The sequence below is a fragment of the Paenibacillus sp. W2I17 genome (genome assembly GCF_030815985.1).
Classification (GTDB): Bacteria; Bacillota; Bacilli; order Paenibacillales; family Paenibacillaceae; genus Paenibacillus.
Map to the genome: position 1 here is coordinate 1429950 of NZ_JAUSXM010000001.1, position 13320 is coordinate 1443269.

Sequence of the window (13320 nt, forward strand, 5' to 3'; positions counted from 1 at the left end):
TCACTTCTCCCTCCCTTTGGGCGTGGGTACTCTGCTGTTCCAACCACCCAGCACTTCGTCTATGTGAATAGGCCGATGCTCTTCCACAGATCGCCACACTGCTTCTCCAGCGGCAACGGAATAAGCGCCGTCTTCAGCGCCAGACAGAATTCGGTAAGGGCGTCTCTTATCTTCGCCGAGGAAAATATCCTCCAGCAGCAGTGGATCCCCTCCTCCATGTCCGCCTTCACGATGAACAACATGGATCGTTTCTTTTGAACCAAAGAGCGGAAAGTAATCGATCGTCTGGACGGGTGTGGGAAAAGGCGTCCGGGCCGGCATATGATACTCCAATGTTTCTAGCCTGCCCTTCGTGCCATTTATCGCCAAACGGTACCCTTCGTAAGGAAGTGAGAAATTAACCGAATAACTCATCAGCGCGCCGCCACTATATTTCACGGTTGCGGCATACGTGTCTTCAATCTCAATGGTGGAATCAAAGATACACTGGTCGGGACGGTATGAAGTGTACGGAAACTCCTGCTGGCTTGTTGTACCGAGCTGGTTCAGATGGTCATCCGGTACCCGGATCTGACGACTGCGGGACGTCCAGCGGGAATAATAGGCACAATCTTCTGAGACATGGCATGTACGGCAATGTCTTCCGTCCTCCTGTGCCGGATTCCATTCACCTTCAGCCCCGTAATAGTTCAGTGCTCCATAGGCAAAAACTTCAACTGGCTTTTGATTGATCCACCACTGGACCAGATCAAAGTGATGAGTACTTTTATGGACCGACAGACCGCCCGAGAATGCCCGTTCACGGTTCCAGCGTTTAAAATAACTGGAGCCGTGATGGGTATCGATATACCAGTTAAGGTCTATGGAAGTGACACGACCGAGTCTCCCCTCCTGAATTAATTCCTTGATGCGCATGTGGATCGGCATATACCTATAATTGAACGTTACGATGACGTTGCCTTTACTTCTTGCTTCTGCTTCCAGAATGCGTCTGGCATCAGCTCCTGTAGTCGTCATTGGCTTTTCGGTGATAACATCGAGATCCCGCTCCAACGCGGCGACAATATAATGGGCATGGGTATCGTCCCTGCCAGCTACGATGATACAGTCTGGCCGAGTCTCATCGACCATGACCCCAAAATCCGAAGCGCCATATACCGCTACTTCTGTATGCTGAGGGAAACGGGTACGATAGACTTCAAACCGTGCAGGATCGGTATCCAGCAGAGCGACAACCTCTGAATTATGAGAGAACAGCTCATGAATTGGTTTTGCAAATTGTCCCAATGCTCTGCCGCTGACCCCGCATAGGGCATATCTTTTTTTCATTTTCTCACCTTCTCATACCATTCCTGTACACGCTGGGTGACCACTTCTCCCCCGGAAGCATTCCATTTCTTCACATATTCATCATAAGCCTCGATTGGCAGCTCGCCGATAACGATCTTGGTCAATACCTCTTGAAACAACTTGTGAGACTGGATATCAGGAAAACCTTCATACACAGAGGCTGGCAGACCGTCACCGGCAATTTGCCGTGCATCGGCAGTACTGACTTCGAACATGTCTTTGACCATTTGCTGCTGATCTTCAGGATATGTCTCTTCAATCCGCTTGTTCATGTCTTCTGCTGTAGTGAGATTCTTCATGCCGAGGGCAAGCGGTTTGTTGTCAGCAGGTGGAAGAATGACTTTGCGTCCATCCTTGACTTCATGCTGCTCTCCTTCGAGACCGAAGCGACCGAATTCATCATTTTCTGGATTATAGAAGAAGTCCAGCAGCTTCAGCGCATTTGGCGCATTATCCTGTTTGGTGGCTGGGATCATCCATTCCGGTTCACCCATGCTTTTCTGGGTGACAAAAGCTTCAAACCCTTCGGCTTTGGGCAACGGCATTGCTGCAATGTAGGCATCTGGAGCCTGGGTCAGCATCGCATTGTACCGATCTCGCACATTTGCAGGCAAATGGTACCAGCTGCCTACGAGGTTATTATTGATTTTGGCCTGCCACACTTCCCCTTTGTTCAGGAAGGTTTCATTGTCCAGCAGTTTTTCCACATATAACATGCGAATGAACTTGATTGCTTCCCGCATATTGTCGGTAGTCCCTGCGTACTGAATCTTTCCATCGTATTCATCCCATTCGGGATACCCTTCCCACATCGCTACCCCGTACATCGCAAACAAATGGTCCATCCATCTGCCGAATTCCCTGCCGCTTGTTGGCAGTTCATCCGGTTTGCCGTTGCCATTCGGGTCCTTGTCACGGAAAGCTGTGAGCAACTCGACATAATCATCAGTGGTCTTAGGCATCTCCATGCCCACCTTATCCACCCAATCCTGACGAATTAACGGTGCACGTTCAGGCACAAGGAATACCTTGGGTACATAATAGATTTTGCCATCAGGGGAAGCAGAGCGAACGATATCCCAAGCTTCCTGAGGAATACTCTCCCACACATGGGGTGCATATTCAGGCAGGAGTTCATCCAGTGGTAACGCGCCTCCCTGCTGAATCAGTGTCTGCTCAATGCCTCCAATCGGACGCAGGATATCTGGCAGTTCATCGGAGGCAATCATCAGGTTCAAGTATTCGGATGGCTCCGAACCGGGAGGCGTTGTAATGAGCTCATACTGGACCCCCGTCTGTTCAGCAATGTATTTCACATGTGGATTATCCGCAGTTGGCAAGCTGCCAACGCCCATATGGCTTTTGAATACTTTGACTTTTGCAGCTCCACCACTGCCTTCGCCGTTACCAACGTCATTTCCGGAATTTGTAGTCGCTGAGCCACAACCAGCGACCAACAGCATGGCTAGACTGAGCATTAGCGGCATCATCTTGCGGGTCAGTTGTTTTCTCATGAAATCATCCCCCTGAACATGGTTTATTCTTTCAGTGATCCGAGCAATGAACCTTTCACAAAATACTTCTGTAGATAAGGATACACCAAAATAATGGGAACGCTTGCAAAAAGTATCGTCGCTGCCTTTAACGTGGTTGTATTGAAGTTGTAATCCCCAAGAAACATATTTACCTGGGCCAGTTCCTCCGGGCTGGTTAAATACGCTCGCAGCTTCATCTGCAAAGGCCAGAGCCCTGGATCACGTAGAAACAGTACTGCCCGCTGGAACGTGTTCCAGTATCCCACCGCATAGAACAGACTGACCGTAGCCAGAACCGGCTTGGATAGTGGCAAATAAATCTGAAACAGAATCCGGAAGTCATGGCAACCGTCGATTCGGGCCGTATCATCAAGTTCTTTGGGCAAGCTCATGAAAAAGGTACGCAGAATGACCATATTAAATGTGCCAATTACACCAGGAATAATCAGGGACCAGATGGAATTCATCATGCCCAGTTCCCTTACCGTCAGAAAGAATGGAATCATCGGGGCATTGAAAATCATCGTAATTACGATGCCCAGCATGACTTGTTTGCGAATCATGAATTCTCTGCGCGATAACGGAAAAGCGGTCAACACTGAAAATAACATACTAAGCGCAGTACCCACTACCGTAATGAATACGGTTACACCGAACGATTGCCATAAGCCTGAGCTTTGTAGAATGTGTTTCCATGACGCGAAAGTAAAGCCGACGGGCCACAGAAATACTTCTTTGGAGTCTGCCGCAACCGGCGAACTCAGGGAAACCGCAAGCAGATGTAGCAAAGGAAGGAGCATTGTAAAGGCCGCAAGCGTCAGGAAAATGTAGTTGGCGGTTTGGAACAGCTTTTCTCCAATCGTCTGCTTGATCATTACCACAACCCCTCTCCTGATTTTCTCGCAAGCCGATTGAAGACCCAGAGCAGAATGAAGCCAATCACCGACTGAAATAGACCAATCGCTGTTGTTACACTATATTGCCCTTGCAGGACACCAGAGCGGTATACATAAGTTTCAATGATATCCCCTACCGAGTAGGTCATCGGTGTCAGCAGGTTGTAGATCTGATCAAAGCCAAGTTCCAGGAAATTGCCGATATTCAGCAGGAACAGGGTTAAGATCGTCGGGAACAACGCAGGTAATGTAATGTAGATCGTTTGCTTCCAGCGATTCGCTCCGTCCATCACAGCCGCTTCATATTGCGTGGGATCAATGCCACTTACCGCAGCGAGGTATATAATCGTTCCCCAACCTACCTCTTTCCAGATAGAGGACAGCACAACAATAGGTCGGAAATATTGCTCCTGCTGCATATACAGGATCGGCTCGAACCCAAACCATCCACGGACAGCGTTTACAAAACCACCCGAGGCTAACACCTCAAACACGATCCCCCCGACAACAACCCAGGAGAGAAAATGAGGCAGATAGAACAAACTCTGCAAAAAGCGTTTGGCAAGCATTTTTCTCACTTCGTTGAACAATAGCGCTAGCAGGATCGGAGCAGGAAATCCGATCACCAGTTTGTATAAGGCAATCAGAGCTGTGTTCCGAAGCACATGATAGAAATCCTGATACGTAAAAATAAACTTGAAGTTATCCAGGCCAACCCATGGACTACTCCATATACCTTTCATAATCTGAAAGTTCTGAAATGCAATCACGCTTCCGCCAAGTGGAATGTACTTGAAAATAATATAGAACAAAATGCCGGGCAGGATCATGACATACAACATCCAGTGTTTTCGAATGTTACGCAGATAACTTGGTTTGACGGGTTTGTTGACTGTAACCCCGGGTTGCAACGTTGATGTTTCCGACAGCTCAGCCATACGATCGCGGGCCCCCTTTGACAGAATGATGGTGAATGACGAGCAGGCTCCTCTGTTCACATGTTAAGGGAGAGCGGGGTCAGCAACAATCGTTCAATCAGCCATAGCATGAGCCAATCGCTTGCGTGACGCGGGTTTGCAGGATCGGTTCATTCACTGGTGGAATGGTTGGTACTACTTTGGCAACAAAAAAAGCCGCCATAGGCGACCTCTGAAGCGTTTATGGTGTTGTTTACTTTTCACATTATGTCCTTAATAGTCCATATCTCATTTCCCCAGAGTTAACGATCCGCTGTCATTGGCATCTTTAATTTGTTCATGGGTAATGAGTTTCCCTTCTTCGTTAAATCCCTTAATTATATATGGGATAGCCGCTGACGGAGGAAGGAAAACATACCAGATTAGATGTCCATGACTCACCTCAACCAGTTTCGCTTCGGTCGCGATTACTGTTCCATTTTCCTGTGTCTCTACGGATATACGTTTAATGGAAGAGTCCTGAATATTACCAAATAACATGGGAAAAGGAGTGGAGACTTGCTCCAGTTTCGGTATGCTCATATAATGCAGTGCAAACTTGGATTCAACTGATTCATTAATGGAATATCCTCCACCCCATACCCATTTCCATCCGAATATGTTCTTGCGGGTATACTCCATCTGCAGATTACTGTTGTTTTCCCGACCCTTTTTGTGCGTAAACAAAATCATGCCACCGTCTACAGCCTCCTGATGAATGAATTGGGAGGTATAAAACTCACCTCTAAATTCCTGAACTGCCCTCTCAGGACTGTTCGCTATAGGAATATGTATAGGTTCACTAAATCCCCAAACCTTGGATATCCGTTGATCGGCTAGCCCGCCAGCACGTTCATTCATATACATATATGCCAAGATTGACAGAGGCGATAGTAAAATTACCATTGCAGTGATTAGCAGAATTCTCCTGTTACGCTTGAACATCTCCATGTACACTCCTTATGATAACGATGAAATATTAAATACAATCACTCTGATATTACCATAATTAGCATGTGGATACTTGTTTCAGTACCATTCCCACAAGCAAAAAAGGCCGCCAAAGGCGACCTCCTAATGATTCCAATGAAGTTACTCTCCCAGAAAGATTACTTCGGTTTCCAATTCAACTTGGAACGTATCGTATACTTTCTTCTGAATAAATTGGATCAGATCCATATAATCCTGGGCAGTAGCGTGATCCACATTTACGATAAAACCTGCATGCTTCATGGAGATTTCAGCACCTCCGATGCGAGTGCCCTGCAAGTTACAATCCTGAATCAGTTTCCCTGCAAAATGTCCCTCGGGTCGTTTAAATACACTTCCACAAGAGGGGAATTCAAGCGGCTGCTTGGATTCTCTCAGGAACGTTAATTCCTTCATTTTGCTCGCAATATCTTCCTTGTTTCCTTTTTTGAGCCCGAATTCGGCCTCCAGTATGATATAGTGATCCATCTTGAAGAGACTATTTCGATAACCAAACTTCATCTCTTCTCGCGGGATTTCCAACACTGCGCCGTCTTTGGTGATCACAGTCGCACGTTCAACAACATCGGCGATCTGACCGCCATAAGCACCCGCATTCATGTAAAGTGCGCCCCCCGTGCTGCCGGGAATACCACAAGCAAACTCCAAACCGGTCAAGCTATGCTCCAAAGCAAGTCTGGATACATCAATGATATCAACGCCGCTCTGCGCAATCATGCTGTCCTCACTCACTTTAATTTGATCGAAGTGGCTAAGAGAAATCGTTACTCCCCGGATGCCCCCGTCTTTAATAATGACGTTTGAGCCTTTTCCAATGACCGTCAGAGGTAACTGATGTAAGTTGGCAATTTCCACGATTTTAGTGATTTCGTCTATCGTTGTTGGATGGATGAGGATATCTGCGTTACCACCTATTTTAATAAACGTGTGATTTTTTAGCGGTTCATTGAATTTCACTTTTTCCAAAGGTATCTGATGCTCAAAAATATTCATGATTTTCTCTCCCTGAATTCATAAAGAAATGATTGCACCATCGCGAAAATGAGATGCTCCTTCTTTATTATATGCTAAATAGGAGATTTTGTTTGAAATTATGTTGTTTTCATTATAATTAATCGCATTCTCTTTAGATTTCGAACTTTTCCGTGAGCTCCTGCATGGAAGCAAGCCGTTGCTTTGTTGCCGCAACTACATGATTATGAGAGTTCTATGTCTGTTTGAGTCAGCTTGGCCGATAGCTCCCATAAACGAATAGCTTGCTCAGGGTCGATAGCATACTTCTTGACCCCATAGAAACCTCCATCCTCGGGAGCCATTTCACTGATGTCACAATCCTCGCAGTATACACCGCCTTTTCCCTCAAGCTGATGTGAAGTTGCTGCCCAGACTTGCGTCGCTGCCCCCTGCTCAGGTGTTTTGAACGCAGGGTTGGCCACTTGTCCAGATTCATCAATCCAACCCAGAGCAATCATTTCCTCTTTTGGCATATGACGCTGTAGAGGTGTCATAATTCCGCCTGGATGAACGGAGAAAGCCCGTACTCCGTGCTCTGCACCTCGACGATCCAGCTCAACGCTGAATAAAATCGTTGCTGTTTTGGACTGTCCATAGGCAGGGAATTTCTCATAGCCATGTTCAAATTGGATGTCATCCCAACGAATCGGTGAGAAATGATGTCCCGCTGATGCCAAGGAAATAACACGTGCTCCCCCTTGACTTGCTAGTGCTGGCCATAACAGATTAGTCAGGGCAAAATGGCCCAGATGATTGGTTGCAAATTGAGCTTCCCAGCCAGGACCTACCCGCGTCTCCGGACAAGCCATGATGCCCGCATTAAGAATCAGCATGTCAATGTTCCGATCACTCGCCAGAAATCGCTCGGCAAAAGCACGAACGCTGGATAAATCAGCGAGGTCCAATGCATCTATTTCAACACCTTCCAGACCAGAAAGTGCTTCCTTCGCAACCGCTGGACGACGCGCAGTCACCACTACACGGGCTCCCGCATTAATAAGCGCACGTGTCGTCTCCAACCCGAGGCCGGAATATCCACCCGTTACAATAGCAAGCTGTCCTGACAAGTCCAGATCTCTCAATACATCCTCCGCTGTACTGTTATGGTTGAAGCCAGAGCCCATTTTATGTTGTAAAGTTCTAGTATTATTTTCCTGTGTCATTCTCTTCATCTCCTTTGGGATCGTTTCTGATGCTAGTCTACACCTTATAGCGTACTCTAAGTCAAATGGAAGTGAATACATCACCTCGCAACTTCTCCATGCAATCTGCAAAAGTAAAAAAAGCCGCCAGTTGGCGACTTTCGTTGAAAAGATTATGGTCATCCAAGTTACGAATCACCCTGAACGGTGGATAACGAAACAAGGACCGGGCTGGCGAAATCAGAGGCCTCTTCTCCTTTTGGATTATGAAGACGGAATAGAAATGCGTCCCCTTCTTCTGATTTCCAGACCATATAATCACTAATTCCTTCTTCACCTGAGGCCTGAAGATAGAGCTCGGCATAACCAAGCGGGTGTTCTACCAGTTCTCCACTATAATCGGATACCTTACCGGCTTTTTCTAATTCTTCTTTACCCGCTGTCTCCAATTCTGCCAGATTATAATCCGAAGGCAGTGGTTCAATATCCACATAATAGTCAGCGTTACTAGTCAGTGACAGACGGCCTTGAGCAACATCAAATGTGAATTTCTCGAATACGTACAAGGAGAATTCTCCTCCTTGTTGTAAGGTCGCCTCTAGTGATTGATTGCCATCTGCGGTCAACATTTCAAAACTTTCGGTCTGTGGACGCTTCGTTTCATTCGCTTCTTCTGTTCCACCTACTGGCATTGATGGTTCAGGGATAGCCGAAGGTTCATTACTACCAGAGCAAGCTGCAAGTGTTAGAACCATAATGATTAACGAGATACTCACCATAATAGAACGTGGTTGAAACATCAGGTTCATTCCTCCCTGTCTATATTCTGCGCTTACATGTTATTACCCATGGCAGAGACTCGGAACCCATAGGTCCAACCTATGAGTTTATCCATAATCAGTATTTCCCTTGATGCCTTTCAGTTTGTAAAATATGGAGAAAACCTCAAGGAGTGATGAGCACATGGAATTCTCAGTAAAGCAGCTGTTTGATAAGGTAGCCCAAGATTATGATGTGCAGCGAAAGCAGCTTATTCCTTGTTTTGATGATTTTTATGGAATGGCTCTGGATCTAATGGAAAGCCCGCTCGATTCTCCACGTATTCTTGATCTGGGTGCAGGAACGGGACTGCTCTCCGGATTGGTCCTGCAAAAGTATCCCAACGCGCGATTAACCCTGATCGATATTAGTGATCAAATGCTCGAAGGAGCACGTCGAAGATTTGCTGATGCAAACCAAGTACAGTATGTGATCGGGGATTACTCCAAGTATGATTTCACCAGTTCCTACGATATGATTATCTCCTCCCTGTCTATTCACCATCTGACCCACGCTGACAAGAAAAAGGTGTTTGACTCTGTACACAAGTTGTTAGAACCAGGTGGATGCTTCATCAACGCAGATCAAGTTCAGGGAAGAACCCAAGATACGGACACCTATTACCGCCAGCGCTGGTTAGAAGCGATTCATCAAAGTGGTTTGTCTGAGGAAGCCATCTCGGCTTCAATAGAAAGACGCAAGGTGGATATCAATGCCACGCTGGAGGATCAATTGGTGTGGTTGGAGGAAGCAGGGTTTCGCGTGGCAGATTGCATGTACAAATACTTGGACTTTGCAGTGTTTTATGCGCAAAAATAAAAAAAGACCGGATTATCAGCAAGCTATGCCGTAATCCAGTCTTCTCACATATTTTTCATCTTAAATCACTTATTTCAGCGATGCTGGCAGCTTAACGCCGAGAAGTTCGCCTTCGGCTTGGATGATGATCATTCCGTTTGTCTTCAACGTCGTGTTGTGCAGATCTCCACCGGTGGAGACGCGGAAGACCGACTGACCCGACATCATGTTGAGGACAAGCAGTGTGCCGTTACGTTGTGCTCGATACATCCCTTTGCCGTAAACATCAATCTGAGAAACGGGGGCATCACCATGCCACTGGACCTCTTGACCATTAGCCAGCTTGATGCCTGTAAGTTCTCCCGTGTTTCCGTTTTTGAAGATCAACCTTTCCTGTGTAACGCCAAGCCATACCATATTTTCGCCGTAAGGACGGTGAAAAGTTCGAAGTGGCGCGGTTCCCGGATTGCTTGAGGTCAACGGATACTCCGCTATCGCATCCCCTTGTAGAATGTATAGTTTGTCTTTATTGGAAAATATCCCTCCATACCCATTCACATACGGTGGATCCCCCGGCATGGTCCACTTATACTCCTGACTTCCTTTTAACACACCGGTCTTCAGATTGTACGCTTTCACTTTCCATTTGCGTTCTGGTGAAGACTCGTCATTTTCCAACATCGAAGAATAGTAGTCCGCTGAGTATACAAGACCGTCTTTGATCTGAATAGCTTCCCCCTGACCAAAATGACCCCATAGCTTCTTGCCCGTTTTCTTGTCATATGCATTAAGCTGTAAGGATGTAAGTGCCCCTTGGACAAAAAAGGTTCTCAGCACCACACCATTAGATTCTCTCAGATACTCAGTACCATTACCTTCACCTAATGGTTCATCTGCTTCCCAGCGCAGTTTGCCTGACTGGATATCCAGTGCGAACGTTGTACTCCCCTTAATCACGTAGAGGGTATCCACCGTTGGAATCAGAGCTTCCGTACGGTTATACGTATCAATCCAGGTGGATGTGCCTGACTGCCATTTTGCTTTGCCTGTCTTCGCATTCAAGGCATATGGCTTGTGATCAATGGTCAGTCCGTAGAGAATCCCGCTTCGATAGGTAACATAAGGAGTCAGGTCTTTGCCGTAAGTCCACAGCCGTTTACCTGTTGTCGCATCAAGTGCAATCAACTTCGATCCAGCAAACGTGAATACTTTTCCTTCTTCTGCGATGGCATTAGCTCCGATGTACGTCTCGTTCATATTCAAATAGTTATCTACTTTTGCTGTCCAAGAAGGTTTCAGTTCAGGTACAGTGATTCGCTGATACGAATACCAGTTTCGAATGGATACATCCGATGCTTCCGCATGTGCCTGAGATGGCAACACGCCGATGACGCCGTGAACCATCAGCATTCCGGCAGTAATACCTGCAATGATGGGTCTTCCTGCTCTTCTTTTCCATTCCTTATTCATTTGACGTTTATGTATATTGACCATGGTAAATGAATTCCTCCTGTTATTAAAATCCTGAGATATAACTACATAAACATAACGCGTGATAGGTCCAAATAGTTACCGGATTGTTAAATTATTCAAAGAAAATATCAAAAAAGCCGCCACCAGGCGACTTCTTGATAACTGTATTTTTTCGGTGATAAGTTGCGAACGTGACTCATTAATGAAGTTTCTGCTTTACTTTAATTCAATCTGGAATACATCACCGGCATCCCCACCAAAAACGATAAAACCACTTTTCGGGAGCTTTGTCGATTCCTGATTGGTTGCTACAGAGAAGTCAACCATTTCCCCTTTATCATTATACACTGCATAACCTCCGGTCTTCGGAGAATCCACCGTGATGGATTTGTTACCCGAGCGGGCGTCGATCGCATACCACCGGGCTTGACCGTTTGCCGGAATAGTCGTAACTCCTTTTTTCCCACCAAAGATTGGAGTAATCGCATCCTCGGCAATGTATTCCTGCCCATCCTGGAGCAAAATCTCGGCGCCATTCTTTGTGTAAAATTGCAGATCAAACGCGTCTCCTTCCGTTCATTACAGGAATCTCGGCGATATTCTCTGCGTTGTTTGCATCCATGATTTGCGTGCCATTAGCATAGCCATTTTTGGCATCAACAGACAGGTTCTTGATCAGCATTGATGGAAGCAGATAAAAGATCGATGTTATTTTTTCATCCAACGCGTAATATTTCGAGCCGTCACGAGCTGTCCATTTCTCTTTCGTTGCTGCGTCAAGCGCATTATGATCCAGTTTTTGATAATCATACGTGTTCATTACCGTTTGACCTATGCCGGGTAACGTAATCATGCCCTGAACTTTAACATACACCTTGTCATTACGTTCCTTCACAAAGCTAGCTTTTACACTGCCATCCGCACTTGTAAAATGTTCGTCGCCTGTGTACACATAGGTCTGCTCAGGAATAATTCCACCCAGCAAAGCAGGCAGTTGCATCTCACCATCCTTAATCGTTATATCCAATGTCTCTCCTACCGTACCATAGAGACCGGAGTACGCGCTTAATTCTGTTGGCATCTTCACTTTGACAGGTGGTGAGAATTTCTGATCAGGCTGAACATCATCGATGATGCCCTGATCCTCCAGAACGTCCAGCAGCACTTTGCTGGCAAACATCTGATTGTAGATGGAAGATCCGCCAGATGATAGAACCGCCATTGAAATATCATGTTCAGGTATAGTGATTAACACGGCATGGTACAACATGGTATCCCCGCCTTTGGCAAGCGCGGTAACCCCATAATCGCTGAAAGGTGCAAGGTCAACCGAATCCCATCCCAAGCCATAATTGATCGTATTTTGCTCATCAGATACCCATATGCCCTTACGATATTCATGAGATTGCATGGCCTTCACAGCAGATTCGGACAGAATATCCGGTCTGTTCCCCATTAAAACCTCTCCGAATTGACTCAATTCTTCTGCGGTAGAGTACACTCCGCCTGTGCCGATAATGTTTGCATTTTCGGTAGGCATCTTCATCTCAAGTGTAGGCCAATAGGTTTCGGATAATTGCGCTCTGTCAAAGGAATCTAGTGGTGTCTTCGTTGATTCCAACTTCAACGGCTCGCTGATGAACTTGGCGATATATTCGCTGTAGCTTAATCCGCTCACCCGTTCAACCAGGATTTCAAGCAATTGAAAACCGTCATTGGCGTAGACGGAGTATGCGCCAGGTTTGGATTTCAGTTTTTCGGACTGAAGTTTGAGCAATAACTCATCATGATTGCGGGTGTCATTATCTTCAAACAACATGCTGTTTCCATAATGTGTACCGTAAAGACCGGATGAATGATTCATCAACATGCGCGGTGTGATTTGAGTATAGCGCGCATCTGCCATTTTAAAGTCCTTGATATACGAAGTAAGCGGCTCATCCAGATCTATTTTACCGGAATCAACCAGCTTCATGGCGGCTGCCGTAACAACCATTTTGCTAACCGAACCTATGCCATACATGCTATCCTTGTCTACTGGCTTCTGTGATGCCTTATCGTGCAGTCCTACACTATCTGATAAAATGTATTCTCCTTCATCCATGATCGCATATTGCACACTGGTGACACCGTAGGTTTGCACCATCTCCTTGGCGATCTGCTCCGCCCGTGCCTCAATCGTACTGTTATTATTCGCCTCTGCGCTGACATCTGCCAGCGGTGTAATTACAAGCACCGCTGTACATAAAAGACTAATTAATTTCTTCATCCCATGTCCTCCTTCAAATGTTCTTATGAATGGATTCATCATATCCGGGAAGAGACTGTTCGAACGCAAACGAACCCT

The 13320-nt window shown here is 46.2% G+C and carries 10 protein-coding genes and 1 pseudogene; 1 reads left to right on the forward strand and 10 read right to left on the reverse strand.

Annotated features, from left to right (window positions below):
* The 8 genes from QF041_RS06235 to QF041_RS06270 all read right to left on the reverse strand — a co-directional run bounded on the left by QF041_RS06235 (window position 1) and on the right by QF041_RS06270 (window position 8683).
* Complete coding sequence (locus QF041_RS06235; protein WP_307412937.1) at window positions 1-1329, reverse strand: Gfo/Idh/MocA family protein; 1329 nt, start codon at window positions 1327-1329, stop codon at window positions 1-3.
* Complete coding sequence (locus tag QF041_RS06240) at window positions 1326-2864, reverse strand: extracellular solute-binding protein (protein ID WP_307412938.1); 1539 nt, start codon at window positions 2862-2864, stop codon at window positions 1326-1328. The genes QF041_RS06235 and QF041_RS06240 overlap by 4 nt, the downstream gene beginning before the upstream one ends.
* A 23-nt stretch (window positions 2865-2887) precedes the next feature.
* Window positions 2888-3757 carry a carbohydrate ABC transporter permease gene (locus QF041_RS06245; RefSeq protein ID WP_083679484.1) on the reverse strand — a complete coding sequence of 290 codons (870 nt, stop codon included), beginning with the start codon at window positions 3755-3757 and terminating at the stop codon, window positions 2888-2890.
* A 2-nt stretch (window positions 3758-3759) separates the two neighbouring features.
* Entirely contained in the window at window positions 3760-4719 is a 960-nt protein-coding gene (locus QF041_RS06250) for an ABC transporter permease (protein ID WP_091016421.1), read from the reverse strand.
* 267 nt (window positions 4720-4986) lie between these two features.
* Window positions 4987-5682, reverse strand: a complete 696-nt coding sequence (locus tag QF041_RS06255; protein WP_307412940.1) for a hypothetical protein — start codon at window positions 5680-5682, stop codon at window positions 4987-4989.
* A 147-nt stretch (window positions 5683-5829) separates the two neighbouring features.
* Window positions 5830-6738, reverse strand: coding sequence for a UDP-N-acetylmuramate dehydrogenase (gene murB / locus QF041_RS06260; RefSeq protein ID WP_373461376.1), 909 nt, complete (start codon window positions 6736-6738; stop codon window positions 5830-5832).
* A gap of 185 nt (window positions 6739-6923) precedes the next feature.
* Window positions 6924-7904 carry an SDR family NAD(P)-dependent oxidoreductase gene (locus QF041_RS06265; protein WP_307412944.1) on the reverse strand — a complete coding sequence of 327 codons (981 nt, stop codon included), beginning with the start codon at window positions 7902-7904 and terminating at the stop codon, window positions 6924-6926.
* 167 nt (window positions 7905-8071) lie between these two features.
* The gene (locus QF041_RS06270) at window positions 8072-8683 is read right to left on the reverse strand and encodes a hypothetical protein (RefSeq protein WP_307412946.1); all 612 of its coding nucleotides are present in this window, start codon (window positions 8681-8683) and stop codon (window positions 8072-8074) included.
* A gap of 163 nt (window positions 8684-8846) precedes the next feature.
* On the opposite strand from QF041_RS06270, the gene QF041_RS06275 reads away from it, so the two are divergent.
* Window positions 8847-9521, forward strand: a complete 675-nt coding sequence (locus QF041_RS06275) for a class I SAM-dependent methyltransferase (RefSeq protein ID WP_307412948.1) — start codon at window positions 8847-8849, stop codon at window positions 9519-9521.
* A 69-nt stretch (window positions 9522-9590) separates the two neighbouring features.
* Here the strand turns inward: QF041_RS06275 and QF041_RS06280 are convergent, their stop codons facing one another.
* Together QF041_RS06280 and QF041_RS06285 are read right to left on the reverse strand one after the other, a co-directional pair.
* A complete protein-coding gene (locus tag QF041_RS06280) occupies window positions 9591-10994 on the reverse strand; it encodes an outer membrane protein assembly factor BamB family protein (RefSeq protein WP_307412950.1) in 1404 nt (467 codons plus the stop codon).
* A gap of 195 nt (window positions 10995-11189) precedes the next feature.
* Window positions 11190-13242, reverse strand: a pseudogene (locus QF041_RS06285) (serine hydrolase domain-containing protein).
* Window positions 13243-13320 lie beyond the last annotated feature (78 nt).